Genomic DNA, 25,318 nt, shown 5'->3' with positions numbered 1-25,318 from the left:
CGAGGGGGCAACGAGCCGCGTACGCACGGGAGTTCCCGATGCGCAGGGGGAGTGCCGGCCGGGTCAGTCCGGGAGCGGGGTGAGCATCATGCGGCCCGCGAAGCCCACCGCCGCGTCCAGCCGCTCCGTGAACTCCCCGGCCACGTCGGGCATCCGGCGCAGCGCCCACAGCGCCCGGGCCGCGGCCCAGGTGGCGTCGCGGGCCCGCTCCAGGCTCCAGGAGCCGAGCAGATGGGTCAGCGGATCGGCGATCTGGAGGAGGTCGGGACCCGGCATCAGCTCGTCGCGGACGCGCTCCTCCAGCGACACGAGGAGATCGCCCACCCGGTCGAACTCGTCCTCCAGGTCGACGGGTTCGCAGCCGAGCGTACGACAGGTGTCCACCACGGCCAGCGCGAGGTCGTGCCCGATGTGCGCGTTGATGCCCGCCAGCGCGAACTGCAGCGGCCGTACGCCGGGATGGCGGCGGAACTGGAACAGGGGCCGCCAGCACGCGGGTGGCCTGCGCCCGCTCTCCAGGGCGTCGACGGCGGCCAGATACCGCTCGGCGAACCGCACGTCCAGCGCGATCGCGGCCCGGGCGTCCGGGAACAGCCCCCGGTCGATCTGCCGGTCGACCGCCTCCGTGACCGCCAGGTAGACGCCGTTGAAGACGGCCAGCCCGTCCCGCTCCGGCAGCGTGGCGTCGAGGGCGCGCATCCGGCTCAGGACCGTGTCCACCGTCCGGGACGCCGTCGGGACTTGCTCGCAGTACGCCATGGCGGCAGGGTCCCAGCTTTAGGGTGTCAGGAGTGCCGGCGGGCCCGACGCTTCCCCAGAACGGGGGAACGCGCCCGCCGTGCGGGGGAGGGGGAACGTACGTGTCAGGCCTTCGTGCCCGGCGTCTGGCCGCTCGCAAGGCGGAGCGCAGGCGCGCCGCACGCCGCGGCGCGATGGTCGCGGCGGCGTCCGTCGTCGTCGCGGTCGGCACCGCGACCGGCATGCTGAGCGCACTCGGCGGCGACGAGCGCGGCGGCGACGCGGCGCGGCCGCAGGTGACGCGGTCGCCGCGGCTGGACTCGCTGCCCCACACACCGAGCCCCTCCGCCCCGGCGTCGCCCTCGGCCTCCGCCTCGCCCTCCCCGTCGAAGAAGGCGAGCCCCAGCCCCTCGCCGAGGAAGACCGAGCGGAAGAAGCCCCGGACCACCACCGCGGCCTCCGCCCGGCTCTACCGGCACCCCGACTCCCAGGTCCTCGAGTGGGTCAGGGCCCACCCCGACGACCCGCGCCAGGACGTCATCGAGTCCCGTATCGCCGCCCACCCGGCCGCCGTGTGGTTCGCCGACTTCACGCCGGACAACATCACCTCACGGGTCCGGGCGGTCACCTCGGGCGCCGCCGCCCAGGGCAGGGTGCCGGTGGTCGTGCCGTACGTGATACCCGACCGCGACTGCGGGGGGTACTCGGAGGGCGGCGCGCCGGACCTCGGCGCCTACGACGACTGGATCGACCGGTTCGCCGCCGGGCTGGGCTCCGGCGAGGTCATCGTCGTCCTCGAGCCCGACTCGGTGTCGCAGGCCGAGTGCCTGTCCGCCGGTGACCGGGCCGACCGCTTCGCCTCCCTGGCCCGGGCCGGCCGCGTCATGAAGGACGCCGACCCGAAGGCCCGCGTCTACTTCGACGCGGGCCACTCCGGCTGGCACGCGCCCGCCAGGCAGGCGGGCTGGCTCAGGCAGGCCGGTGCCGCCTCCGCCGCCTCCTCGGACGGCGTCTTCAGCAACGTCTCCAACTTCCACGGCACCGCCGACGAGGTCGCACACGACCGTGCGGTCCTCGACGCCCTCGGCGGCCCGGCGAGCCTGGGCGCCGTCATCGACACCAGCCGCAACGGCAACGGTGCCCCGCCCGACGGCGAGTGGTGCGACCCCGACGGCCGCAAGCTCGGGCGGGCACCGACCCTGAGCACCGGCATGGGGCGCATCGACGCCTACCTGTGGGTCAAGCTGCCGGGCGAGTCGGACGGCTGCAAGGGGTCGCCGGGCACCTTCACCCCGTCGTACGCCTACGACTTGGCGCGCTGAGGCCCGTCGTCGCCGCCGTTCCCGGTCCCCGCGTCGTACGACGACGTCCCCTCGTCCAGCAGCGGCTGCTGCGTCTTGAGGTGGGCCGGGGCGAAGGCGCGCAGCGCGTGGTAGCCGGTGATGACGACCAGGGTGCCCAGCGCGATGCCGCTGAGGGAGAAGGTGTCGGTGAACTCCATGCTGACGTTGCCGACGCCGATGATGATGCCCGCTGCGGCCGGCACCAGGTTCAGCGGATTGCGCAGGTCCACCTCGGCGTTGATCCAGATCTGCGCGCCGAGCAGGCCGATCATGCCGTACAGGATGACCGTGATGCCGCCGAGCACGCCGCCGGGGATCGCGGCGACGACCGCGCCGAACTTCGGGCAGAGGCCGAACAGCAGGGCGAAACCGGCGGCGGCCCAGTAGGCCGCCGTCGAGTAGACCCGGGTCGCGGCCATCACACCGATGTTCTCGGAGTACGTGGTGTTGGGCGGGCCGCCGACCGCGGTGGACAGCATCGAGCCGACGCCGTCCGCGGAGATCGCCGTGCCCAGCTTGTCGTCGAGGGAGTCGCCGGTCATCTCGCCGACCGCCTTGACGTGCCCCGCGTTCTCCGCGATCAGCGCGATGACGACGGGCAGCGCGACCAGGATCGCCGACCACTCGAAGCTCGGCCCGTGGAAGGACGGCAGCCCGATCCAGTCGGCCTGGCCGACGGCGGAGAAGTCCAGCCGCCAGTGGTCGGTCACCTTGCCGCTGCCGTCCACCGAGTGGATCTTGCCGAAGATCCGGTCCAGCGCCCACGACAGGGCATAACCGAAGACCAGCCCCAGGAAGATCGCGATCCGGGACCAGAAACCGCGCAGACAGACCACGGCCAGACCGGTGAACAGCATCACCAGCAGCGCCGTCCACTGGTCCTGCGGCCAGTAGGTCGAGGCGGTGACGGGCGCCAGGTTGAAGCCGATCAGCATCACCACCGCGCCGGTGACGATCGGCGGCATCGCGGCGTGGATGATCCGCGCCCCGAACCGCTGCACCGCGAGACCCACCAGGAACAGCACGGCGCCGACGACGAGCACCGCGCCGGTCACCGTGGCGCTGGTGCCGCCCTGCGCCCGGATCACTGCGGCGACGCCGACGAAGGAGAGCGAGCAGCCGAGGTAGCTGGGCACCCGGCCGCGGGTGGCGAGCAGGAAGATGACGGTCGCCACGCCCGACATCATGATCGCGAGGTTGGGGTCCAGGCCCATCAGGACCGGAGCCACGAAGGACGCCCCGAACATGGCCACCACGTGCTGGGCGCCGAGCCCGGCCGTGCGGGGCCACGAGAGCCGTTCGTCGGGGCGGACCACCGCTCCGGGGGCGGGTACCTTCCCGTCCCCGTGCAGCTTCCAGCGCACGCCGAGGTCCATGGTGAGGTTTCGCTTTCTGCTGTACGTGAGGACTGTCCGCACCATTGTCGGGGGTAGCCGGCCGTCCCCCGCGCCACGCCTCCCGCTGACCAGCGCCTTCCCCACGACCGACGCCGCTGAGCGTCCGCTTAGGATGGAGGGAACCGCGTATGCGACACCGCAGAGCACACCCCAGGAGCCCCGCCCGTGACCGCCGAAGCCCCCGCCGTCCCCGCCCTGTCCTACGGCAGGCTCGTCCCCGTCACCGTCCACTTCGACGACCTGGACGCCCTCGGCCTGCTGCACAACGCCCGCTACCCCGTGCTGGCCGAGCGGGCCTGGGCCGAGCTGTGGACCGAGCACGGCTTCCGCTTCGAGGGCGACTGGGCGGCGGCCGGCGACGCCTGCAACGCGGTCAAGGAGCTGACCGTCAGCTACGAGGCGCCGGTCACCAGGCCCGGCGCGTACGCCGTCCACCTCTGGCTGGAGCGGCTCGGCACGACCGGGCTGACGTACGGCTTCCGGTTCTGCTCGGCGGACGGTGCCGTCACCTACGCCCGCGGCACCCGGGTGCTGGTCCGGCTGGACGCCGCCACGCTGCGCCCGGCGCCGTGGAGCGAGACCTTCAGGGCTGCCGGTCGGGCACTGCTGCGCTCGGCGGACTGATCTTCGGCCGGTCGCGGTCGCCGGCCCGCAGCACCTTCGCGAACAGCACCAGACAGCAGGCCAGCACGGTCACCAGGCCGAAGGACACCACCAGGCTGGTCGCCTGCGCCAGGCCGCCGATCGCGCTCGGCGCCACCAGCCCGGACGTGTACGTGATGGTCGCGACGCCCGCGATGGCGAGGCTCGGGTTGGAACCGGCCCGGCCCGCCGCCGCGAAGCACAGCGGGACGACGACCGCGATGCCGAGACCCATCAGCGCGAAGCCGGTCATCGCCACCGCCGGATGCCCGCCGACGACCACGAGCAGACCGCCGAGCGTGGCCAGCACGCCGCTCACCCGGACCGTGCGCACGGCGCCGAAGCGGTCCACCACCTTGTCCCCGGCCAGCCGGGCCACGGCCATGGTGAGCGTGAAGCCCGTCGTGCAGGCCGCCGCGAGACCGGCCGAGGTCTCCAACTGGTCCCGCAGGTAGACCGCCGACCAGTCCAGGCTCGCGCCCTCCGCGAACACCGCGCAGAAGCCGACCGCGCCGATCAGCAGCGCCGACCGGGGCGGCAGCGCGAACCGCGGCGGCGGGTCCTCGTCCTCCGCGGGCTGGAGGTCCAGCACCCAGGTGCAGGCCACCAGCCCCAGCACCGTCAGCACCCCCGCGGCCAGCACGTGGTGCAGCCGCGCGTCCGCGCCCAGGTGGGCGGCGAGGGTGCCGGCCGCCGAGCCGGTCAGGGCTCCCGCGCTCCACATGCCGTGCAGCCCGGACATGATCGACCGGTCGAGCCGGTTCTCCACCTCGACGCCGAGCGCGTTCATCGCCACGTCCGACATGCCGGCCGTGGCGCCGTAGACGAACAGGGCGAGGCACAGGGTGAGCAGATTCGGGGCGAGGGAGGGCAGGACCAGGGCCAGCGTCCACAGGGCGAGCAGGCCGCGCAGGGCGGTGCGGGCGCCGAAGCGGTGGCTGACGCTGCCGGCCAGCGGCATGGCGACGGAGGCGCCGAGCGCGGGAAAGGCCAGCGCGAGGCCGAGCTGGCCCGCGCTCACCCCGGCGTGGTCCTGGATCCAGGGCACCCGGGTCGCGAACGAGCCGGTGACCGCGCCGTGCACGGCGAACACGGCGGCCACGGCGTACCGGGCGCGCCTCACCTCACGGTGCGCGTAGACCACTGTGCTCATACTCTCGGCTCCTCCGTCGGGTCCGCTCGTCCGTTCCACCGGTGCGTCGCGCCGCGTAAACTATCAGGAACCCTGCCTGATAGATAGTGAGTTCTCGGCGCGACTCTCCACCCGCCGATCTGGAAGGATCCCGGCATGCCCGCATCCCCGAGCACCGCCCGGGCCATCAACGACCGGCTCGCCCTGCGTCTGCTCCAGCAGGAGGGCCCGTTGACGGCCGCGCAGCTGAAACAGCTCACCGGCCTCTCCCGGCCCACCGTCGCCGACCTCGTCGAACGCCTCACCGCATCCGGTCTGATCGAGGTGACGGGGGAGTCGGGGGAGCAGCGCCGCGGGCCGAACGCCAAGCTGTACGGCATCGTCGCCGGCCGGGCCCACCTGGCCGCCCTGGACGTGCGCACCGAGAGCGTCTCCGTCCTCGTGTCGGACCTGCTCGGCCGGGTCCTCGCCGAGGCGTCCGTGCCGATCGGCGACGGCACCGGGACGGGCCCCGCGGTGGAACAGGCCGTCACGCTGGTCGAGCGCACGGCGAAGGAGGCGGGGGCCGACCGGCTGCACACGGTCTGCGTCGGCGCCCCCGGCCTGATCGACCCGGCCAGCGGCGAACTCCACGACTCCACCGGCCTGCCCGAGTGGCACCGGCGCCTGGTGGCCGCACTGCGGGAGCGGCTGCCCGGAGCGCGGGTCGGCGTCGAGAACGAGACCAACCTCGCCGCCCTGGCCGAGCAGCGCGACGGCGCGGCCCGCGACCGGGACACGTTCGTGCTGCTGTGGCTCGGTCTGGGCGTCGGCGGCGCGGTCGTCCTCGACGGCGTGCTGCGGCGCGGTGCCTCCGGCGGCGCCGGCGAGCTGGGCTTCCTGCCGGTGCCCGGCACGTCGGGCGTGCCGTCGGCCACCGACTGCGCGGGCGGCTTCCACTCCATGACCGGGGCGGCCGCGGTGGCCGCCCTCGCGGCGCGGCACGGCGTGACGGCGGACCCCGTGGGAAGGGAGCCGCACGCGGCGGCCCTGGTGCGGGCGGCGGTGGGCGGGGTGGGCGGCGACCCGGCGGCCGACCGGTTCCTCGACGCCCTCGCCGACCGGATCGCGCTCGGCGCCGCCGCCGTCGTCTCCGTCCTGGACCCCGGCTGCGTCGTGCTGGCCGGTGAGACCGGCCGGGCCGGCGGGGAGGCGCTCGCAGCCCGGGTACGGGACCGCCTCGCCCGGATGTCACCGCTCGCGACCGAGGTGCGCGCCGGCACCCTGGGCGGCGGCGCGGTACTGCGCGGGGCGCTGCTGACCGCCCGGGACCGGGCCCAGGACGACCTGTTCGGACCGCGGGAGCACTGAACCCGTCCCGGCCGGGCCGGACTGCGTGGAACGCCGTGGTCCCACCGGCTCGGTCAGCCGCGCCCGCCCCCGGACCGTGCCGCCAGATGCTCCTCGAAGGTGCCCTTGCCCAGCGCCCGCTCCGGCGCCAGGTGGCCGCCCGAGCGGAACGCGCGGTACGTCTTCCCGGCGAGCGGCACGTTCACCACGGCCCGCCGGCGTCCCGTCGCGGCCAGCCAGGCGCGGGCGAGCGACTCGAAGCTCCGCACCTCGGGACCGCCCAGGTCCGGGACCCGCCCGGCGGGCTCGCCGGCCGCCAGCTCGGCGAGCCGGCCCGCGACCTCCCGCGCCTCGACCGGCTGGTCGGCGACGTGCGCGGGCAGCAGTACGACCGGCGCCTTGGCCAGGCCCTGGAGCAGCCGCACCACCAGGTCGTGGAACTGCGTCGTCCGCAGCACCGTCCACCCCAGCCCGGACTCCTCGACGAGCCGCTCGACGGCCAGCTTGGTGCGGTAGTAGCCGAGCGGCACCCGGTCGACGCCGACGATCGAGATGTACACCACGTGCCGCACCCCGGCCCGCCGGGCCGCCGCCAGCAGGTTCGCGGCCGCCCGCTCGTCGCCGCCGGTCTGCGTGCTCGCGCAGTGCACGACCGTGCCGACGCCGTCGAGCGCCGCGTCCAGGCCCGCGCCGCCCTTGCGCAGGTCGACGGCGTACGGCTGGGCGTGCCGGCTGAGCACCCGCACCTCGTGGCCGTCGGCGCGCAGCCGCTCGGTGACGAACCGGCCGAGCGTGCCGGTGCCGCCGGTCACCAGGATCGTGGTCATGCTGTTCAGTCCCTTCGGACGGACGGTGCTCCCGAGGGGAACACCCTGTCGTCCGCTCGGACGGATCAGCACGCCGAAAACGTGACACCGGCCCCGACCGGACCGGTGTCACGCGTGGGAAGGCCCGGCGGCGGGCAAGGGCCGTCGTCACCGCCGCCGGGCCGGATCCGCGGGGGCTCAGCAGGCGCCGAGGTCCTGCCAGACGCCCCACTCCCCAGTGGTGCCGGGCTCCTCGCCCTTCGTCCACCACTTGGACTTCCAGGAGTGCCCCTCGTGGGAGACCGTGGTGCCCGCACCGAACGCGTCGGCCGCACTCCAGGCCGGGGCGGCGCACTCACCCGTGCCGCCCGTCGGGGTCGGGCCCGGGGACCCGGGGCCCGTCGGCGTGGGCGTCGGGACCGGCGTGCCGGGGTCCACCACGGTGGTGCCCCGGGCCAGGTCACCGGCCAGGGCGTAGGACTTCCCGCCGAAGGTCACCGTCCAGTTCGACGGCGTCGACACCGGCAGGTAGTACACGAAGTCCACGGTCGTGGAGGCTCCCGGCGCCAGCGACTGCCAGGCCGGCAGCTTCAGCGAGACGCGGTGGTGGTCGCCCTTCAGGCCGCCCACGTTGGAGCCGGTGTGGCCGCTGCGGACGACCGTGGTGCCCCAGCCGGACTGGTCCTTGGCGTTGCCGGGCGCGGAGGTGCCGTAGTCGAACTGGAACTCCGTGCCGCCGGGCAGCGTCGTGCCCGTGTTGTTGGTGATCTTCAGCTTCGGGCCGATCGGGTAGTTGGAGTCGCCGAGCGGGAACTGCCCGAACTCCACGTCGATCTCCAGCGCCTCGGCCGGCAGGTCGGTCGTCGACCGCTTCGCCCCGTACGGCGCGGCCGACTTGAAGGTGTCGTACATCGTGCCGGTCAGCGTCGAGCCCGGCTCGTACTGACCCTTGCCCGCGTTCCAGGCGTAGTCGCCCGCGAGCTCCCACACCATCGTGCCGCCGATGCCGCGGTCCACGACGTAGTCCGCCTTGGCCTTGACCGACTGCTCGTCCTCGGTGGACAGGAAGACCTTCTTCTCCGCGTTCCACAGCCACGGTGCGACCAGCGTGGCGTCGTACTTGCGGGCGTAGGTGCCGGTCAGCTTCGTGCCGGCCGGGAAGCCGTAGTCGGTCACGTAGTCGCCGACGACGCCCTTCTCCAGGTTCTTGGCGTGCCACATCGGGTTGGAGCCCGCCGGGGACTCCTTGCCGTTGCTGTCCAGGTCGTGCCACAGGTTGTCGATGCCGACCGCTCCGTCACCGCACTTGGCCAGCCCGGAGCCCGCCGGGCAGCTCGTGGCGGCCGCCTTGCCCCACAGTCCGTCGGTGCCGCCGGTGACGTTCTTGAAGCCGCGTGTGTAGTACGGCAGCCCGATGTTGATGCGCCCGGCCGGCATGGAGCCGCGGAAGTAGTGGTAGGCCCAGTCGGTGTTGAGGTAGCCGATGCCGCCGTACTGGGAGGTGGAGTAGACGCCCGCGGAGGCGAGTTCGGCGTCCTTGCCGTCGTCGAAGAGGGAGGCGTTCGGACCGACGTACTCGTTCCAGGCGCCGTGCAGGTCGTACGACATGATGTTGACGTAGTCCAGGTACTTCTGGACCTGGAAGGTCTCCATGCCGCGCAGCAGGTACCCGGAGGACGGCGCGGCGACGGAGAGGAGGTAGTGCCTGCCGTCCGCGGCCCCGGCGCGGTCGAGTTTCTCGCGCAGCGTCTTCATCAGCGCCGCGTAGCCCTTGACCAGCCCGGCCCGGCGGCCGCCCGCGAAGGTCCAGTCGAGCGGGTTGCCCGCGTCCTTCATCGTGGTCGGGTACTCGTAGTCGATGTCGACACCGTTGAAGCCGTACTTCCGGACGAAGTCGACGGCCGAGTCGGCGAAGGTGTCGATGCCGGCCTGGTTGACCGAGCCGTCGGCGTTGGTGGCCATCGAGTAGAAGCCGCCCGAGTCCACACGCGAGCCGTCGTCCGCGAAGTAGCCGCCGGTCTCGGCCCAGCCGCCCACCGAGATCATCGTCTTGACGTTCGGGTGCTGCTTCTTGAACTTGTTCAGCAGATTGAAGTGGCCCTGGTAGGGCAGGTCCGGGTCCATCTCGGCGCCCGCGACCCCGGGCCAGGTCATGCCCGTCGCCGCGTTCTTCTCGCCGTCCGAGCCCACGGAGAGCCTGTTGCCGCCGTCGACGTGCGCGAACGCGTAGTTGATGTGGGTGACCTTGTCCCACGGGATGTCCGAGGCCAGGTAGGCGGGCTTGCCGTCCTTGCCGGTGCGCCAGCCGGTGAAGTAGCCGATCACCCGGCGGGGGTGGTCGGCGCCCATCTTCTCCCTGCCCTCGGCGTCGTAGACCGAGCAGTAGGGGACGTCGACGCCGGGGGTCCGGTACAGGCCGTCGGGCCGGCAGGACTCCTGGTCGGCGGCCTGTGACGCGGTCGCCGGGAGACCGGCGAGCAGCAGGCCCGCGACGGCGGCGGCACCGGCGAACAGGGCCGCTCCCGCCCGGTGACGGGATCTGGAGCGTGAGGCGGAAGGCACAGTCGAGTTCCTCTCCACGGAAGTTGCGCAGACCCTAGAGAGGACTAGACCAGTGAGTCAATAGGTATGGACCAATCTCAAGAGGGGGCCCAGCTGGGGAAGTTGGCCCCCCGTGAGGGTGTGTGCGGCGGGGTGGGGTGACCCGTGGCGGCAATCTGTGAGTCACCCCACACCCTCGGTCGGCATGACTGCGGGCCGGTCGTGGCACACTGGCCCTGTACCAGAAGCAGCGCACTCCGGGGTCGGTGAAAGTCCGAACCGGCGGTTACAGTCCGCGACCCGGTCGCTTCCAGCGGCCGGTTGACCAGGTGAAATTCCTGGACCGACGGTTAAAGTCCGGATGGGAGGCAGTGCGCGGCGGGCGGGCATTCGTGCGCGCCGCCGATCTCTGGGCTCGTCCGCCATGGACGGGCCCCGTCCGGCGTCGCTCCCGGTGTCCTCGCTCGTCTCTTCTGTCGTTCGTCGACAGCCCCGGAGTCCGTGCCCGAAGAGGCAGGAGGACCCGGGAAGTGTTCACCGGAATCGTCGAAGAGCTGGGCGAGATCACCGCTGTCGAGACCCTCGACGACGCCTGTCGCTTCCGCCTGCGCGGCCCCGTGGTCACCCAGGGCGCACAGCACGGAGACTCCATCGCCGTCAACGGCGTCTGCCTCACCGTCGTCGACCACGAGGGTGACGAGTTCACCGCCGACGTGATGGCCGAGACCCTGAACCGCTCCAGCCTCGGCGTTCTCGCCGTCGGCTCCCGCGTCAACCTGGAGCGCCCCACCGCCGTGGGAGCCCGGCTCGGCGGCCACATCGTGCAGGGCCACGTCGACGGCACCGGCGAGATCCTCGAGCGCAAGCCCTCCGAGCACTGGGAGATCGTCAAGGTCTCCCTGCCCGCCGACCTCGCGCGCTACGTCGTCGAGAAGGGCTCCATCACCGTCGACGGCATCAGCCTCACCGTCGTCGACGCCGGGCCCGACTTCTTCACCGTCAGCCTCATCCCCACCACCCTCGCCCTGACCACGCTCGGCCTCAAGCAGCCCGGCGACCCGGTCAACCTCGAGGTGGACGTCATCGCCAAGTACGTCGAGCGGCTGCTCGGCTCCCAGGGGGGAAGCAAGTGAACTGGCTCAACTCCGAGGCCTTCACGCTCCTCGACCAGCACATCAAGTGGTCGGACATGATCGGCAACGTGATCGGTCTGCTCGGCCTCGCCCTCGGCTGGCGGCGCTCCATCTGGACCTGGCCCGTGCAGTTCGTCTCCGGGCTCATCCTCTTCGCCGCCTTCGCCACCGCCCACCTCTCCGGCAGCGCCGGCAAGCAGATCGTGGTCATGGTCGTCGCCGCCTGGGGCTTCTGGCAGTGGAACCGCGGCCGGCAGCAGAGCCAGGACGGCTCCATCGCCGTCCGCTTCGCCACCTGGCGCGAACGCGGCGCCCTGGCCGGCGCCGCCGCCCTCGGCACCCTCACCGTCGGCGGCCTGTTCACCGCCTTCCCGGCCCTGTCCTGGGACCCCTGGCCGGACGCGTACATCTTCGTCGGCACCGTCGTCGCCATGTACGCCCAGGCCCGCGGCATGGTCGAGTTCTGGTTCGCCTGGCTGCTCGTCGACCTGGTCGGCGTCCCGCTGAACTTCGCCAACGGCTTCGCCTTCTCCGGCTTCGTCTACGTCCTCTACGGCGCGCTCGTCCTGTGGGGCCTGCGCGACTGGTGGCTGCGCTCGCGCACCGCGACGCGGCCCGTCCCGGAAGGAGCGCCCGCATGAGCACGGCACCCATCCTCTACAGCACCGACGGCATCGACGACCTCTCGCTCGACCCGGTCGAGCAGGCCGTCGCCGACATCGCGGCCGGCCGCCCGGTCGTCGTCGTCGACGACGAGAACCGCGAGAACGAGGGCGACCTCGTCATCGCCGCTGAGAAGGCGACCGAGGAGATCGTCGCCTTCATGATGAGCGAGTGCCGAGGCCTGATCTGCGCCCCCATGGAGGGCGACGAACTCGACCGGCTCCGGCTCCCGCAGATGGTCGACGACAACACCGAGTCGATGAAGACCGCCTTCACGGTCTCCGTGGACGCCACGGCCGCCCACGGGGTGAGCACCGGCATCTCGGCCTCCGACCGTGCCACCACCCTCCGGCTCCTGGCGAGCGGCACCGCCGAGCCGACCGACCTGGTCCGGCCCGGCCACATCTTCCCGCTGCGCGCCCGCTCCGGCGGCGTGCTCGTCCGCGACGGCCACACCGAGGCCGCCGTCGACCTCGCCCGCCTCGCGGGCCTGCGCCCGGCCGGCGCCATCGTCGAGATCGCCGGCGAGGACGGGCGCATGCTGCGGCTGCCCGAACTCATCCCCTTCGCCCGCAAGCACGGCCTGACGATCATCTCCATCGAGGACCTGATCGCCTACCGCCGCAGCGCCGAACCCACCGTCCGTCGCGAGGCCGAGGTCCACCTGCCCACCCGGCACGGCGAGTTCACGGCGTACGGCTACCGCTCCACCGTCGACGGCGTCGAGCACGTCGCCCTCGTCCACGGCGAGATCGGCGACGGCAAGGACGTCCTGGTCCGCATCCACTCCGAGTGCCTCACCGGCGACGTCTTCGGCTCCCAGCGCTGCGACTGCGGCCCTCAGCTCGACGCCTCCCTGGACCGCATCCAGGCCGAGGGCAGGGGCGTGGTGGTCTACCTCCGCGGCCACGAGGGACGCGGCATCGGCCTGATGTCCAAACTGCGCGCCTACGAACTGCAGGAGCGCGGCCGGGACACCCTCGACGCCAACCTGGAGCTCGGTCTGCCCGCCGACGCCCGCGACTACGGCGCCGGCGCCCAGATCCTCACCGACCTCGGCGTGCGCGCCGTACGGCTGATGACCAACAACCCCGACAAGTCCGACGCCCTCGAGCGGCACGGCATCGACGTCACCGGCCGCGAGCCGATGCCCGTCCAGGCCGGCGAGCACAACCTCCGCTACCTGCGCACCAAGCGGGACCGGATGGGGCACGACCTGCCCTGGCTGGACACGACGCCCGTGTCCACCTGCGGCAACCAGTAAGCAAGGGACCTTAGGAGACACGTGAGCGGCAAGGGTGCACCGGAACTGACCGTACGCAACGTCGGGGACCTCAGGGTCGCCGTCATCGCGTCGCTGTGGCACGACAAGGTGATGGACGGACTGGTGGACGGCGCCCTGCGCGCCCTGCACGAGCTCGGGATCGACGAGCCGACCCTGCTCAGGGTCCCCGGCAGCTTCGAGCTCCCGGTGGTCGCCAAGGTCCTCGCCGGCCGCGGCTACGACGCGATCGTCGCCCTCGGCGTCGTCATCCGCGGCGGCACCCCCCACTTCGACTACGTGTGCCAGGGCGTCACCCAGGGCCTGGTCCAGGTGTCCGTCGACACCGGTGTGCCCGTCGGCTTCGGCGTGCTCACCTGCGACACCGAGGAGCAGGCCCTGGACCGGGCCGGCATCGAGGGCTCCAGCGAGGACAAGGGCCACGAGGCGGTGACCGCGGCCGTCGCCACGGCGGCTACGCTCCGCTCAGTATCTGAACCCTGGCGATAGGTCGGCCACACAACCCGTAAAGTGGTCGGCACCATGTCCAAGAAGACTTTCGAGGAGCTCTTCACCGAGCTCCAGCACAAGGCCGCCAGCGGCGACCCCGCCACCTCCCGCACCGCCGAGCTGGTGGACAAGGGGGTCCATGCCATCGGCAAGAAGGTCGTCGAGGAGGCCGCCGAGGTCTGGATGGCCGCCGAGTACGAGGGCAAGGACGCCGCGGCCGAGGAGATCTCCCAGCTGCTGTACCACGTCCAGGTGATGATGGTCGCCCGCGGGATCTCCCTGGACGACGTCTACGCCCACCTGTAAAGCCCGACCCCCCTTTCTCACCCCTTCACACAAAGGAAGCCGTCCTCATGCTGCGCATCGCCGTCCCCAACAAGGGTTCCCTGTCAGGCCCCGCGGGGGAGATGCTGCATGAGGCCGGCTACCAGCAGCGCCGCGAGTCCAAGGAACTGCGGATCGTCGACCCGGTGAACGAGGTGGAGTTCTTCTACCTCCGCCCCCGCGACATCGCGATCTACGTCTCCTCCGGCAAGCTCGACATCGGCATCACCGGCCGGGACCTGCTGGTCGACTCCGGCGCCGACGCGGAGGAGATCCTCCCGCTCGGCTTCGCCCGCTCCACCTTCCGCTTCGCCGCCAAGCCGGGCACCGCGCACGGCATCGAGGACCTCAAGGGCCGGACCGTCGCCACCTCCTACGAGGGCATCGTCGCCGGCCACCTCGCCGAGAACGGCGTCGACGCCGCCGTCGTCCACCTCGACGGCGCCGTGGAGACGGCCATCGAGCTGGGCGTCGCCGAGGTCATCGCCGACGTCGTCGAGACCGGCACCTCGCTGCGCAACGCCGGCCTGGAGGTCTTCGGCGAGCCCATCATGCAGTCCGAGGCCGTCGTGATCCGCCGTACCGGAGCCGACGCGGAGGAGTCCAAGGTCCAGCAGTTCCTGCGCCGCCTCCAGGGCGTCCTGGTGGCCCGGACCTACGTGATGATGGACTACGACTGCCGCGTCGAGCAGCTGGAGAAGGCCGTCGCGCTCACCCCCGGCCTGGAGTCCCCGACCGTCTCCCCGCTGCACAACGAGGGCTGGGTCGCCGTCCGCGCCATGGTCCCCTCCAAGGAGGCCCAGCGGATCATGGACGACCTGTACGAGATCGGCGCCCGGGCCATCCTGACCACGGCCATCCACGCCTGCCGTCTCTGACCCGCCGTATCCGCACCACCCTTCCACCCTTCGTTCCATCCGCGTGACCCGGAGCACACACACCATGTCGGACGCACCGTCGGGCGCCGGACGGGACCTGCCCGCCCTGCCCGCCACATTCCGGCCGGGCCGCACCCGCGCCGTCCTCCTCGGCCTGGCGGTGGCCACCGTCGTGACCGTCTCGTCGATCGGCATGCTGCTGAAGGGGCTCCACCCGGGGGAGCGCCTGAGCTTCGTGCTGACGGCCCTCCTCCTGGCCGGTGTCCTCACCCTGCTGTCCCGGCCCAAGGTCGTCGCCGACGAGGCGGGCGTCACCGTCGTCAACCTCACGACCAGGCGGCGCCTGGAGTGGCCGGAGATCCTGCGGGTCAACCTCCGCGCCGGCGACCCGTGGGTGTTCCTCGACCTCAGCGACGGCACCAGCCTGCCCGCGCTCGGCATCCAGCCGGGCATCGCCAAGCAGCGTGCCATCGCCGACGCGCGTGCCCTGCGCGCCCTGGTGGAGGCCCGCTCCGCCACCGGCCCCGAGACACCGCGCGGCTGACCGGACACGACCCCGCGACGCCCCCCGGGAGCAACCGGGGGACCGGCTCGGCGGCGTCCACCCTGCCGCACACCCCCTTTTCGTGACTAATCTGGGAACGGAGACGCGGTCGTCGCGTCTCCACCCCTGTCGCTCCGCCCGGTGCGCGGGGGTTCCTGCTACCCGAGGAGTGACTCCCTCCGGCGATGGACGGATCGTCCTGCAGTACCTGCGCCGCCCCCTGTCGTGACACCCCACAGGCGGCGGCATCATGACCACCCCCCTGCTGCTCCTGGCAGCCGCGTTCCTGCTGATCCTGGCCAACGGCTTCTTCGTCGCGGCCGAGTTCGGCCTCGTGACGGTCGAACGCCCGGACGCCGAACAGGCCGCCGCCGACGGCGACCGACGTGCCCGCCGGGTCGTCGAGTCCCTCAAGGAGCTGTCCTTCCAGCTCTCCGGCACCCAGCTCGGCATCACCATCACCTCCCTCGTCGTCGGCATGCTCGCCGAACCGGCCCTCGCCCAGCTGCTGGACGGCCCGTTCACCGCGATAGGCGTCCCCGACGGCGCCGTGTCCGGCGTCTCCGTGGTCGTCGGCATGCTGCTGGCCTCGGCCGTGCAGATGGTGATCGGCGAGCTCGTGCCCAAGAACTGGGCCGTGTCCAAGCCGCTGCACGTCGCGCGCTTCGTCGCCGGCCCGCAGCACGTCTTCGCGCGGCTCTTCCGCCCCGTGATCTCCGCGCTGAACACCGTCGCCAACCGGCTCGTGCGCATGCTCGGCATCGAACCGGCCGAGGAGCTGGCCTCCGCCCGCACCCCCGGCGAACTGGTGTCCCTGGCCCGGCACTCCGCCCGGGCCGGCGCCCTGGAACAGGACACCGCGGAACTCTTCGTCCGCACCCTGTCCCTGGGCGAACTGACCGCCCAGCACGTCATGACCCCCCGTGTGAAGGTCAGCGCCCTCCAGTCCTCGGCGACCGCCGAGGACGTGGTCAACCTGACCCGCGCCACCGGCCTGTCCCGCTTCCCCGTCTACCGGGAGAAGATCGACGAGATCGTCGGCATGGTCCACCTCAAGGACGCCCTCGCGGTCCCCGTGCACGACCGGCTGCGCACCCCCGCCGGCCGCATCGCCCGCCCCGCCCTGCTCGTCCCCGAGACGCTGCCCGTGCGGCCGCTGCTCACCCGGCTGCGCAGCGAGCAGCCCATCGCGGTCGTCGTCGACGAGTACGGCGGCACCGCCGGCGTCGTCACCCTGGAGGACATCGTCGAGGAGATCGTCGGCGAGGTCCGCGACGAGCACGACGGCCTGGACGCGCCCGAACTCGCCCCCGCCCCGCCCGAGGACGGCCGGCCCGCCTGGGACGTCGACGGCAGCTGCCGCGTCGACGTCCTGCGCCGCATCGGCCTGGAGACGCCCGAGGGGCCGTACGAGACGGTGGCCGGCCTGGTCGCCGACCTGCTCGGCCGCATCCCGGCCGTCGGCGACCGCGCCGAACTGCCCGGCTGGCGCCTGTCCGTCCGCCAGGTCGGCCACTACCGCGCCGAGCGGATACGTCTGGTGCGCACGGCCCCCGTCTCGGTACTGGAGGCCGCCCGATGAGCGTCCTGCAACTCCTCTTCGCCGCCCTCCTCGTGCTCGCCAACGGCTTCTTCGTCGGCGCCGAGTTCGCGCTCGTCTCCGTGCGCCGCAGCCAGATCGAGCCGCTCGGCACCGCCCGGGCCCGGCAGGTGCTGTACGGACTGGAGCGGCTGCCGCAGATGATGGCCGCCGCCCAGTTCGGCATCACCGTCTGCTCGCTGACGCTCGGCGCGGTCGCCGAGCCCACGGTCGCCCACCTGCTGGAGCCGGTCTTCGAGTGGGTCCACCTGCCGCACGGCATGATCCACCCGCTCGGCTACGTCATCGCGCTGGCCGCCGTCGTCTTCTGCCACCTCGTCATCGGCGAGATGGTCCCGAAGAACCTCGCGATGGCCGCCCCCGAGAAGGCCGCCCTGTGGCTGAGTCCCGGCCTGGTCGCCTTCGCCCGCCTCTGCAAGCCGATCACCCTCGCGCTCGGTGCCTGCGCCCAGGGCATCCTTCGGCTCTTCCGCGTCGAGCCGAAGGACGAGGTCGAGGCCGTCTTCACCAGCGAGCAGCTCAACCGGCTGGTCGAGGACGCCGGCCAGGCCGGCCTGCTCGACCCGGAGGAGCAGGAGCGCCTGGAGGACGCCCTGGAACTGGGCTCCCGCCCGGTGACCGACGTGCTCCTCGGGCGCGAGTCCCTGGTGACGGTCAGCCCCTCCGTCACGCCGGGAGAGATCGTCGCGCTCACCGCCCGCACCGGGTACTCCCGTTTCCCGGTCGCGGCGGACACGGGCGCCTTCATGGGATACCTGCACGTCAAGGACGTCCTCGACGTGGAGGACTCCGACCGTGCCGTGCCGCAGCAGCTGTGGCGGCCGATGACGACGCTCCGCCCGGAACTCCCGCTCGACGACGCCCTCACCGTCATGCGCCGCGCCGCGACCCACCTGGCCCAGGTGGCCGACGCCTCCGGCCGGGTCCTGGGCCTGGTCGCCCTGGAGGACGTCCTCGAACTCCTGGTGGGCGAGGTCCGGGACCCGGCCCACAGGGAGGTGACGGCAGTGACGGAACAGAGGACGACCGGAACCCCGGAGGAGGTACCGGCGTAGCCGCGGCGCCTGCCCGCCCGCAGCCGCAACCGCTGCCGTCGTAGCTGCGGGCAGCCGTGCCTCCCCCAGTGCCCGAACGGCCTGGGAGGTGCCCCCAGGGCGGCACGGGGTGGGCGCAGGGCACCCCCACGGCGGGGCTAGCGAAAAGCCACCCGGTGCCGCCCCCACCGAGGGCACCTCACCAACACCGGAAGCACCCCTACATGCCTGCCGCGTCCGCGGGCCCCCGCCCCGACAACACCTCCCCGTACGCCTGCATCAGATCCGGCAGCCGCAACGTCGCCAGGTCCTCCCGCGTCAACGCCCCGCCGTACCCCGACAACCGCAGATCCCGGTACGCACAGCTCTTCTCGTACAGCGTCCGCAGAAACCGCCCGTTCCCCAGCTCGTCGATCCACCCCTGATCGACCACGTGCCCGGCGATCGACCGCAGCTCGTCCAGCGCCTCCTCGTCCCACCCGTCCCCGTTCTCGGCGGCGAGCACCTCCCCGATCGCCGTCAGCTCCAGCGGCCGGTACGACGGGAAGTCCACCCGGGTGGTGAACCGGGACGACAGTCCGGGGTTGGCGGTCAGCAGCCGGTCCATACCCTCCGGGTACCCGGCGAGGATCACCACCAGGTGGTCCCGGTTGTCCTCGGCCCGCTTCAGCAGCACCTGCAACGCCTCGTCCCCGTACGCGTCGCCCTTGCCGTACCCGGAGTTGGCCAGCGAGTACGCCTCGTCGACGAACAGCACACCGCCGAGCGCGGAGTCGATCAGCTCGTTGGCCTTCACGGCCGTCTGCCCCAGGTACTCGCCGACCAGGTCGGCCCGCTGCGCCTCCACGAGGTGGTCGCCGCCGAGCAGGCCGAGGGCGTAGAAGACGCGGCCCAGGATCCGGGCCACGGTCGTCTTGCCGGTGCCCGAGGGGCCGGAGAAGACGAAGTGGCGTTTGGGCGGCTGGACCGGCAGGCCCTGCCCGGCCCGCAGCCGCGCCATGTTCAGCTGCGCGGACAGGGCCTTGACCTGTCGTTTCACCGGCTCGAGGCCCACCATGCGCTCCAGTTCGGCGAGCGCCTCCTCCAATAACGCGGGATCCGTGGGACCGGCGGGCAGGGACGGGTCCGGCCCGCCGTCCCGCCGGCGCACCGGCGGCCCGGTCAGCGAGGGCAGCACACCCGACGGCGGCGGCTGCGGGTCGGAGAGCTTCAGGCCGCGCTCCTCCGTGCCGAAGAGCGGGTCGAGGCCGTCGGCCCCGTCCACGGCGTCCGGTCCGGCACCGCCCGGGACGAGGCCGGTGAGGTCGCCCGGGTCGTCGTAGCCGTCGCTCTCGGCGATCGCCGCCAGCCGGGCCGAGGTGTCCATGAACGCCGGGTCGACGCGGTGCACGGCCCGGTACAGGGGCAGGGCCGCCGCGCTGCGGCCCGTGCCCTCGTGGGCCCGCGCCAGCCAGTAGCGCAGCTCCTTGCGCTGCGGCTGCTCGCTGCGGCACCGCATGAGGGCGGCCGACAGCAGCGGCTCGGCCTGTCCGTACATCTCCAGCCGCACCCGGGCCATTCCGCTGAACAGGCCCGCCTCGATGCCCAGCAGGGGATCGCCGAGCAGCGGGTCGGTGTGCCGGACGAGCTGTTCCCAGTCCTTGACGAGGTAGGCGCGGCAGGCGTGCAGAAAGCGGACCTGGGGGTCGGCGTCCACCGGTGGCAGCCCGGCGAGCGCCCGGTCCAGTTCCGGGACGTGGCGGCCGTCCAGCCAGTGCGAGGCGTGCGCGAGCAGCAGGTCGCGCGGGCTCTCCAGCACGGGTTGGACCCACCAGCCCAGCCAGTACCAGGAGTTGAGCGTACGGCGGTGCCGGGCCCGCTGTTCGCCGAAGCGGTCCCGGTGCCGGAACATCCTCAGCAGGGCGTCGGTGGTGTCGACGCGCAGCGCGTGGAGCCCCAGCCAGCCGTCGGCCATCGCCGGGTCGATGCGCACGGCGGTCCGGAACTCCTCTTCCGCCTGCGGGTATGCCCCCATGGTGTAGGCGTCGACGCCGCGCAGCCAGGCGAGGTCGGCCGGGGCCTGCGGGCCCTGCGTGCCGAAGTCCATCACGTCCCCCACGAACCGTGCCCCCGTCGGTATGCCACCGGGCCCTCGCCCGCCGGCCTTCGCGTCCAACCGCTGTACGGGCGACCGGAGTTGCCAGGTGCGCGCAGCCGGCCGTCCGTAGGTCGCACACCGAGGGCATCGTACCCGCGGCGGTCTTCCCTCCGAAGGGTGCCGGGAGAGCCCGTTCCCCGAGGTGGCGACGCACGGGACCCGCGCATGGAGGTGACCGAGCGTGATCGGCGGGCGTCGCGGAGCAGTCGAAATGAGAGTTCTGGGCAGAACGAAGCCCCCGGTCACGGGGGAACAACCGGGGGCTTCGCGTCTGCGGTGCGGTTCCGAATGACCGCACATCCAGAACGTAAGACCTGTACGGCCCCTGGGTCAAGCAGAGTTGGGGCGCTCCGGCGAGTCGGGGGCGAGCGGTCTTCACAAGTTCAACACATTGCGGAAGGGTCGTCACTCAGCGTGAAAAAGTGTGCCCGGGCTCTCGGGTCCGGCGGGCCCCGGACGTACCTCGTACCCCTCGTCCCTCTGGCGTACCAGAAGGCGCGCGAAGGGGCGCGAGGGGTCATCGGCGAAGTGCCTGCGCTCCGCCGGGATCCACCCGTCCCAGAACACCCGCTGTTCCGCCCCGTCGCGCGCCCGTCCGCGGTTCCACGCCTCCTCGGGCGGCAGGTCCATCCACAGCAGCAGGGCCAGGTGCGGGCGCAGCTCCCCGCGGCCCGCACCGACGCCCTCGATCAGGACGACCGGCGCCGGGGGCAGGGCGCGGGGCGCGCCGAAGCGCCGGGCCCGCCAGTCGTAGGGCGCGTAGTGCGCCGTGTCACCGCGCCGCAGGGGCTCGATCACCTGGCTCAGCAGCCGGCCGGTCCAGCCGAACAGCTCGTCGTGGCTGGCGATGTCGTCCAGGTGCAGCACGGGCGTGCCGCCCAAGGCGCCGGCCAGTCGTCCGGCGAACGTGGACTTCCCCGACCCGGCGTGCCCGTCCACGCCGACGAGCCGCACGGGCCCGCAGGACGGGGGCAGCCGGCGGATCCGGTCGGCGAGGTCGTGGATGGCGGTGTCCTGGGAGAAGCGGAGGGGCGAGGCGGAGGGACGGACCGGTGTCCGCCCAGCACTCTAGGCCCCGTCCGCCGGTGCGGGACGCCCCGGCCCCCCGTGTCACTGGTCGACACCAATGAATCATGGCGTGGCGTGCGCAGAAGTGCTGGCAGGAGCGGCAGCCTGCGGCCATAGTTGGCGCACATCCGTGCAACGGACCCGCCCGACTCGCACACCTGGGGGTCTCTCACCCATGAGCAGAGCCGAACAGCCGTCCCGCAGAACGGTCCTCACCGCAGCCGTCGCCGCCGCGGTGGCCGGCGGCGCGGCCCAGGCCACCGCGGCGGCCGCGCCGTCCGCGGTCGGCGCGGCCCCGGAGCCCGGCCACGCCTCCCGGCCGGTCGACTACCGGGCCTGGACCACGTTCCACGACTGGCGGAGCGGAACCACGCGGGGCGCCCGGCCCGTCGCCGGCGCCCGGCCCGGTGTCGTCATCGGCGCCGCGGCCGGCACCGCCGAGTACACCGACCCGCACACCGGCACCACCGCCCCGTGGGAGTACGCCACCTGGACGTCGCCCCGCCACCGGCTCGCCGTGCCCTCGACGGAGGTCATCGCCTCCTGGAACGCCCACACTCCGGACGGCACCTGGCTCCAGGTCGAGCTCGGGGGCACCTACTCGGACGGCACGGACACGCCCTGGTACGTGATGGGCCGCTGGGCCGCCGGCGACCAGGACATCCGGCGGACCTCGGTCGACGACCAGAGCGACGGCAGAAGCAGTATCTGGACGGACACCTTCTCGATCGACGACGCCTCCACCGGCCTGCGCCTGGTCTCCTACCGGCTCAGGCTCACCCTCTACCGCCGCCCCGGCACGCGGGCCACCCCCACCGTCTGGCGGCTCGGCGCCATGGGTTCCGACGTCCCCGACCGCTTCACCGTGCCGGCCTCCGCTCCCGGCCTCGCGCGGGAACTGCGCGTCCCGCGCTACTCCCAGGAGGTCCACAGGGGCCAGTACCCGGAGTACGACAACGGCGGCGAGGCCTGGTGCAGCCCCACCTCCTCGCAGATGATCGTGGAGTACTGGGGCGGCCGGCTCACCCAGGAGCAGCTCGCCTGGGTCGACCCCTCCTACGCCGACCCGCAGGTCTGCCACGCGGCCCGGTACACGTACGACTTCCAGTACGCCGGCTGCGGCAACTGGCCCTTCAACGCCGCCTACGCGGCCACCTTCAAGGGTCTCCAGGGCGTGGTCACCCGGCTCGGCTCGCTGACCGACCTGGAGACGCTGATCGCGGCCGGCATCCCGGCCATAACGTCCCAGTCCTTCCTGAAGGAGGAGCTGACCGGGGCCGGGTACGGCACCTCGGGCCACCTGATGACGGTGATCGGCTTCACGGCCGACGGCGACGTGATCGCCAACGACCCCGCCTCGCACGACAACGAGGCCGTGCGCCGCGTCTACAAGCGGCGCGAGTGGGAGAACATCTGGCTGAGGACCAAGCGGTACAACGCCAGTGGCAAGGTCGTCTCCGGCACCGGCGGCGTCTGCTACCTGTACTTCCCGGCCCACCCGAGCCCTCGCCAGCGCAGGGCGCTCGCGGCGGTGGGCGTGCGCTGACACCGGCCGGCGCACGACGGCCCCCGGCGGACGCCTCCGCCGGGGGCCGTCCCCTGTGAGCAAGGTCTCCGCCGCAAAAGCCGCTGACGGTGGCAAGGTGGACAGGGTCAGCGGGGGGCCGGCAACCGTTCGAGATCAGCGAGAAGTCATGAGCGCACACACCGCCACCGCCGCCCGTGCCCGCACCGGCGGCCCCGACGACGACGGTCCGAAGGTCCTCGAGCACGTCATGGGCTGGACCCTCGTCGTGGTGATCGCGATGTTCGTGGTCCAACTGGGCCTGCTGTGACCCGATCGCGGCCCGGCCGCGCTCCGGCCCGCGTGTGACCTGCCCCACGACCCGACCTGCCATACTGCGGACGTCCCCCCGCCCGTAGGAGACCAGGGTCGAATGACTGCCAGTCACCAGCGTGCCGGCGCCCGTCCCCGGGTGCGCGACACGGAGCGTTCACTCGCCCGCCGTGCCGAACTCATCGCCATCGGGCGCAGGTTGTTCGCCGACAGGTCCTACGACGCGCTGTCCATGGACGACATCGCCCGGCAGGCGAACGTGGCCAAGGGGCTGATCTACTACTACTTCCGCTCAAAGCGGGGCTACTACCTGGCCATCATCCAGGACTCCGTCGCCGGCCTGGTCACCACCGCGGCCGGCGGGACGGAACTGCCGCAGGTGGACCGCGTCCACCGCACCATCGACGGCTATCTGCGCTACGCCGAGCACCACCAGGCCGCGTACCGCGCGATCGTCAGCGGAGGCGTCGGCTTCGACGCCGAGGTGCACGCCATCCGCGACGGGGTGCGCGAGGCGATCGTCGAGACCATCGCCGAGGGCGCGTACGGCCGGCGCGACATCGGCCCGCTGGCCCGCATGGGACTGCTCTCGTGGGTGTGCGGCGTCGAGGGCGCCACCCTGGGCTGGATCGACCGTCCCGGTCTGCCCCGCGAGACCATGCGCGACCTGCTGGTGAAGACGCTCGGCGGTGCCCTGCGCGCCGTCGAGGAACTGGACCCGGCCTACCCGGCCCCGCCGCCGGCCCGCCGGGACGCCTGACGCGGGGGAGGAGGCCCGAACGGCCCCCGCCCCCGCGCCCCCCGCCGGCGGGTCAGCCGATCGCGTTGATCAGCTCACCGTTCGTGGTGTCCCCGCTCAGCTCCCAGAAGAACGTGCCGCCCAGACCCTGCTCGTTCTTGTACGCCGTCTTGGTCGCGATGGTCGCCGGGGTGTCGTAACTCCACCAGTCGCTCCCGCACTTGGCGTACGCGGTGCCGGCCACGGTGCCGGTCGCCGGGCACGAGGCCTTGAGCACCTTGTAGTCCTCGATGCCGTTCTCGTACGTCCCCCTGGCCGGTCCGGTGGCGGTGCCGCCGGGCGCCGCCTGTGTGACGCCGGTCCAGCCGCGGCCGTAGAAGCCGATGCCGAGCAGCAGCTTCGAGGACGGAATCCCGAGGCCCTTGAGCTTCGCGATCGTCGCCGAGGTGTGGAAATCCGCCTTCGGAATGCCGGGGTACGAGGTCAGCGGCGAGTGCGGCGCGGTCGGCCCGGCGGCGTCCCAGGCGCCGAAGAAGTCGTACGTCATCGGGTTGTACCAGTCGACGTACCGGGCGGCGCCCGCGTAGTCCGCGGCGTCGATCTTGCCGCCGGACGTGGCGTCGGCCGTGATGGCCGCGGTGACCAGATTGCCGGAGCCGAACTTGGCGCGCAGCGCCGCCATCAGCTCGCGGAACGCGTCCCGGCCGCTGGTGTCGCAGGTCAGGCCGCAGGCGTTCGGGTACTCCCAGTCGATGTCGATGCCGTCGAAGACGTCGGCCCACTTCGAGTTCTCGACCAGGTCGTAGCAGGACTGGGCGAACGCGGCCGGGTTCTTCGCCGCCTCGGCGAAGCCGCCGGACCAGGTCCAGCCGCCGAAGGACCACAGGATCTTGAGGTCCGGGTGCTTCTTCTTCAGCTTGAGCAGCTGGTTGAAGTTGCCGCGCAGCGGCTGGTCCCAGGTGTCGGCGGCGCCGTCGACGGACTCGGCGGCGGTGTACGCCCGGTCGGTGGCCGCGTAGGCGTCGCCCATGGCGCACTTGCCGCCGGTGACGTTGCCGAACGCGTAGTTGATGTGGGTGAGCTTCGCCGCGGAGCCGGACGTCTCGATGTTCCTGACGTAGTACTTGCGGTCGTAGGTGCCCCATTCGGTGAAGTAGCCGACCACCTTCGAGCCGGCCGCCTCCTGGGCGGTGGGGGTCGCCGGTGCCGCCGCGGCGGGGCCCGTGGCCGTCACGGCGCCGGCGCCGACGAGCAGCCCGGCGCCGAGGGCGGCGGAACACAGGGCGGAGAGCAGCCCCCGGAAGGGGGCGCGGGACAGGTGCGGGACGTGCATCGGGTGTCTCCTCGTGGGGGGAAGAGGGAACGCTCGCCGATTGGCATGAACGCGGTAAGCGCGTCCGGTCCGTCACCGTAGGAGGACTAGACCAGTGTGGTCAATGGTTCGGACCAAATGGCCTGGGAGGCGGTAAAATTCGGCCCTCGTGGCCGAGTCGGAGGTTTCTTGAAGTAAGCGGTCGTTAACTGGTGACTCCATGCGTCCGATCGGGCATACTCACAGCGCACAGCCGCTGGTCAGCCGCTTCCGTGACCCGGGAGTGCGAGCATCGGCCAGGCCCGAACGACCAGGCGGAGCCGCCTCCACCCAAGGCGCACGTCCGCCGA

General features: G+C 72.5%; 22 protein-coding genes, 1 pseudogene and 1 riboswitch. Of the genes and pseudogenes, 15 read left to right on the top strand and 8 right to left on the bottom strand.

The window, feature by feature from the left end; genetic code table 11:
- Positions 1-63 precede the first annotated feature (63 nt).
- A complete protein-coding gene (locus AB0E77_RS13410; protein ID WP_361569414.1) occupies positions 64-759 on the bottom strand; it encodes a DUF5995 family protein in 696 nt (231 codons plus the stop codon).
- Between the two features lie 173 nt (positions 760-932).
- Between AB0E77_RS13410 and AB0E77_RS13405 the strand changes: the two genes are divergently transcribed.
- The gene (locus tag AB0E77_RS13405) at positions 933-2,060 is read left to right on the top strand and encodes a glycoside hydrolase family 6 protein (protein WP_361569640.1); all 1,128 of its coding nucleotides are present in this window, start codon (positions 933-935) and stop codon (positions 2,058-2,060) included.
- Here AB0E77_RS13405 and AB0E77_RS13400 read toward each other — a convergent pair.
- A complete protein-coding gene (locus AB0E77_RS13400; RefSeq protein WP_361569412.1) occupies positions 2,042-3,457 on the bottom strand; it encodes a solute carrier family 23 protein in 1,416 nt (471 codons plus the stop codon). The two genes, AB0E77_RS13405 and AB0E77_RS13400, sit on opposite strands and share 19 nt — an antisense overlap.
- Before the next feature lie 186 nt (positions 3,458-3,643).
- Between AB0E77_RS13400 and AB0E77_RS13395 the strand changes: the two genes are divergently transcribed.
- Positions 3,644-4,102, top strand: coding sequence for a thioesterase family protein (locus AB0E77_RS13395; RefSeq protein ID WP_361569411.1), 459 nt, complete (start codon positions 3,644-3,646; stop codon positions 4,100-4,102).
- Here AB0E77_RS13395 and AB0E77_RS13390 read toward each other — a convergent pair.
- Positions 4,062-5,273: an MFS transporter gene (locus AB0E77_RS13390; RefSeq protein ID WP_361569409.1), complete on the bottom strand. Its 1,212-nt coding sequence runs from the start codon at positions 5,271-5,273 to the stop codon at positions 4,062-4,064. The two genes, AB0E77_RS13395 and AB0E77_RS13390, sit on opposite strands and share 41 nt — an antisense overlap.
- 135 nt (positions 5,274-5,408) lie before the next feature.
- Here AB0E77_RS13390 and AB0E77_RS13385 point away from each other — a divergent pair, with 135 nt between their 5' ends.
- Positions 5,409-6,602: an ROK family transcriptional regulator gene (locus AB0E77_RS13385; RefSeq protein WP_361569407.1), complete on the top strand. Its 1,194-nt coding sequence runs from the start codon at positions 5,409-5,411 to the stop codon at positions 6,600-6,602.
- A 53-nt stretch (positions 6,603-6,655) separates the two neighbouring features.
- Here the strand turns inward: AB0E77_RS13385 and AB0E77_RS13380 are convergent, their stop codons facing one another.
- Positions 6,656-7,408 (bottom strand): SDR family oxidoreductase, encoded by a 753-nt coding sequence (locus AB0E77_RS13380; RefSeq protein WP_361569406.1) that lies wholly within the window; start codon positions 7,406-7,408, stop codon positions 6,656-6,658.
- Positions 7,409-7,585: 177 nt separating this feature from the next.
- On the bottom strand, positions 7,586-9,949 hold the full coding sequence (locus AB0E77_RS13375; protein ID WP_361569404.1) for a chitinase C-terminal domain-containing protein: 2,364 nt from the start codon (positions 9,947-9,949) through the stop codon (positions 7,586-7,588).
- A gap of 227 nt (positions 9,950-10,176) precedes the next feature.
- Positions 10,177-10,307: riboswitch (FMN riboswitch) on the top strand.
- 151 nt (positions 10,308-10,458) lie between these two features.
- On the opposite strand from AB0E77_RS13375, the gene AB0E77_RS13370 reads away from it, so the two are divergent.
- The 9 genes from AB0E77_RS13370 to AB0E77_RS13330 all read left to right on the top strand — a co-directional run bounded on the left by AB0E77_RS13370 (position 10,459) and on the right by AB0E77_RS13330 (position 17,896).
- Positions 10,459-11,061, top strand: coding sequence for a riboflavin synthase (locus AB0E77_RS13370; RefSeq protein WP_361569402.1), 603 nt, complete (start codon positions 10,459-10,461; stop codon positions 11,059-11,061).
- The gene (locus tag AB0E77_RS13365; RefSeq protein ID WP_361569401.1) at positions 11,058-11,702 is read left to right on the top strand and encodes a nicotinamide mononucleotide transporter family protein; all 645 of its coding nucleotides are present in this window, start codon (positions 11,058-11,060) and stop codon (positions 11,700-11,702) included. The genes AB0E77_RS13370 and AB0E77_RS13365 overlap by 4 nt, the downstream gene beginning before the upstream one ends.
- A complete protein-coding gene (locus AB0E77_RS13360) occupies positions 11,699-12,988 on the top strand; it encodes a bifunctional 3,4-dihydroxy-2-butanone-4-phosphate synthase/GTP cyclohydrolase II (RefSeq protein WP_361569399.1) in 1,290 nt (429 codons plus the stop codon). Before AB0E77_RS13365 ends, AB0E77_RS13360 begins: the two co-directional genes overlap by 4 nt.
- A gap of 21 nt (positions 12,989-13,009) precedes the next feature.
- Positions 13,010-13,495 carry a 6,7-dimethyl-8-ribityllumazine synthase gene (ribH, locus tag AB0E77_RS13355; RefSeq protein ID WP_361569397.1) on the top strand — a complete coding sequence of 162 codons (486 nt, stop codon included), beginning with the start codon at positions 13,010-13,012 and terminating at the stop codon, positions 13,493-13,495.
- Positions 13,496-13,528: 33 nt separating this feature from the next.
- Positions 13,529-13,801, top strand: a complete 273-nt coding sequence (locus AB0E77_RS13350) for a phosphoribosyl-ATP diphosphatase (RefSeq protein WP_059299784.1) — start codon at positions 13,529-13,531, stop codon at positions 13,799-13,801.
- Positions 13,802-13,848: 47 nt separating this feature from the next.
- Entirely contained in the window at positions 13,849-14,697 is an 849-nt protein-coding gene (gene hisG, locus AB0E77_RS13345; protein ID WP_361569395.1) for an ATP phosphoribosyltransferase, read from the top strand.
- 64 nt (positions 14,698-14,761) lie between these two features.
- Positions 14,762-15,241: a PH domain-containing protein gene (locus AB0E77_RS13340; RefSeq protein WP_361569393.1), complete on the top strand. Its 480-nt coding sequence runs from the start codon at positions 14,762-14,764 to the stop codon at positions 15,239-15,241.
- A 250-nt stretch (positions 15,242-15,491) separates the two neighbouring features.
- Positions 15,492-16,823: a hemolysin family protein gene (locus AB0E77_RS13335; protein WP_361569391.1), complete on the top strand. Its 1,332-nt coding sequence runs from the start codon at positions 15,492-15,494 to the stop codon at positions 16,821-16,823.
- Positions 16,820-17,896, top strand: a complete 1,077-nt coding sequence (locus AB0E77_RS13330) for a hemolysin family protein (RefSeq protein WP_361569389.1) — start codon at positions 16,820-16,822, stop codon at positions 17,894-17,896. Before AB0E77_RS13335 ends, AB0E77_RS13330 begins: the two co-directional genes overlap by 4 nt.
- A gap of 199 nt (positions 17,897-18,095) precedes the next feature.
- On the opposite strand, the gene AB0E77_RS13325 is transcribed toward AB0E77_RS13330, so the two are convergent.
- On the bottom strand, positions 18,096-19,961 hold the full coding sequence (locus AB0E77_RS13325) for an AAA family ATPase (RefSeq protein WP_361569639.1): 1,866 nt from the start codon (positions 19,959-19,961) through the stop codon (positions 18,096-18,098).
- Between the two features lie 434 nt (positions 19,962-20,395).
- A pseudogene (locus tag AB0E77_RS13320) lies at positions 20,396-21,017 on the bottom strand (hypothetical protein).
- Positions 21,018-21,255: 238 nt separating this feature from the next.
- Between AB0E77_RS13320 and AB0E77_RS13315 the strand changes: the two are divergent.
- The 3 genes from AB0E77_RS13315 (at position 21,256) to AB0E77_RS13305 (ending at position 23,677) form a co-directional block, all read left to right on the top strand.
- Positions 21,256-22,626 (top strand): peptidase C39 family protein, encoded by a 1,371-nt coding sequence (locus AB0E77_RS13315; RefSeq protein ID WP_361569388.1) that lies wholly within the window; start codon positions 21,256-21,258, stop codon positions 22,624-22,626.
- 148 nt (positions 22,627-22,774) lie between these two features.
- On the top strand, positions 22,775-22,915 hold the full coding sequence (locus tag AB0E77_RS13310; RefSeq protein WP_361569386.1) for an SCO1431 family membrane protein: 141 nt from the start codon (positions 22,775-22,777) through the stop codon (positions 22,913-22,915).
- A 102-nt stretch (positions 22,916-23,017) separates the two neighbouring features.
- On the top strand, positions 23,018-23,677 hold the full coding sequence (locus AB0E77_RS13305) for a helix-turn-helix domain-containing protein (protein ID WP_361569385.1): 660 nt from the start codon (positions 23,018-23,020) through the stop codon (positions 23,675-23,677).
- A 52-nt stretch (positions 23,678-23,729) separates the two neighbouring features.
- On the opposite strand, the gene AB0E77_RS13300 is transcribed toward AB0E77_RS13305, so the two are convergent.
- Positions 23,730-24,989, bottom strand: a complete 1,260-nt coding sequence (locus tag AB0E77_RS13300; RefSeq protein ID WP_361569383.1) for a glycoside hydrolase family 18 protein — start codon at positions 24,987-24,989, stop codon at positions 23,730-23,732.
- Positions 24,990-25,318: the final 329 nt, after the last annotated feature.

Source organism: Streptomyces sp. NPDC032940, assembly GCF_040636935.1.
Classification (GTDB): domain Bacteria; phylum Actinomycetota; class Actinomycetes; order Streptomycetales; family Streptomycetaceae; genus Streptomyces.
Note: the sequence above shows the minus strand (reverse complement) of the source record. Positions and strands in the feature narration are given on the sequence as shown.

Excerpts from the sequence above, each read along its gene's own strand:
- AB0E77_RS13390 (WP_361569409.1), bottom strand. The coding sequence starts at position 5,273 with ATGAGCACAGTGGTCTACGCGCACCGTGAGGTGAGGCGCGCCCGGTAC.
- AB0E77_RS13325 (WP_361569639.1), bottom strand. The coding sequence starts at position 19,961 with ATGGACTTCGGCACGCAGGGCCCGCAGGCCCCGGCCGACCTCGCCTGG.
- hisG (WP_361569395.1), top strand. The coding sequence starts at position 13,849 with ATGCTGCGCATCGCCGTCCCCAACAAGGGTTCCCTGTCAGGCCCCGCG.
- AB0E77_RS13380 (WP_361569406.1), bottom strand. The coding sequence starts at position 7,408 with ATGACCACGATCCTGGTGACCGGCGGCACCGGCACGCTCGGCCGGTTC.
- AB0E77_RS13305 (WP_361569385.1), top strand. The coding sequence starts at position 23,018 with ATGACTGCCAGTCACCAGCGTGCCGGCGCCCGTCCCCGGGTGCGCGAC.
- AB0E77_RS13340 (WP_361569393.1), top strand. The coding sequence starts at position 14,762 with ATGTCGGACGCACCGTCGGGCGCCGGACGGGACCTGCCCGCCCTGCCC.
- AB0E77_RS13315 (WP_361569388.1), top strand. The coding sequence starts at position 21,256 with ATGAGCAGAGCCGAACAGCCGTCCCGCAGAACGGTCCTCACCGCAGCC.
- AB0E77_RS13300 (WP_361569383.1), bottom strand. The coding sequence starts at position 24,989 with ATGCACGTCCCGCACCTGTCCCGCGCCCCCTTCCGGGGGCTGCTCTCC.
- AB0E77_RS13385 (WP_361569407.1), top strand. The coding sequence starts at position 5,409 with ATGCCCGCATCCCCGAGCACCGCCCGGGCCATCAACGACCGGCTCGCC.
- AB0E77_RS13405 (WP_361569640.1), top strand. The coding sequence starts at position 933 with ATGGTCGCGGCGGCGTCCGTCGTCGTCGCGGTCGGCACCGCGACCGGC.
- AB0E77_RS13310 (WP_361569386.1), top strand. The coding sequence starts at position 22,775 with ATGAGCGCACACACCGCCACCGCCGCCCGTGCCCGCACCGGCGGCCCC.
- AB0E77_RS13360 (WP_361569399.1), top strand. The coding sequence starts at position 11,699 with ATGAGCACGGCACCCATCCTCTACAGCACCGACGGCATCGACGACCTC.
- AB0E77_RS13410 (WP_361569414.1), bottom strand. The coding sequence starts at position 759 with ATGGCGTACTGCGAGCAAGTCCCGACGGCGTCCCGGACGGTGGACACG.
- AB0E77_RS13350 (WP_059299784.1), top strand. The coding sequence starts at position 13,529 with ATGTCCAAGAAGACTTTCGAGGAGCTCTTCACCGAGCTCCAGCACAAG.
- AB0E77_RS13335 (WP_361569391.1), top strand. The coding sequence starts at position 15,492 with ATGACCACCCCCCTGCTGCTCCTGGCAGCCGCGTTCCTGCTGATCCTG.
- AB0E77_RS13400 (WP_361569412.1), bottom strand. The coding sequence starts at position 3,457 with ATGGACCTCGGCGTGCGCTGGAAGCTGCACGGGGACGGGAAGGTACCC.
- AB0E77_RS13330 (WP_361569389.1), top strand. The coding sequence starts at position 16,820 with ATGAGCGTCCTGCAACTCCTCTTCGCCGCCCTCCTCGTGCTCGCCAAC.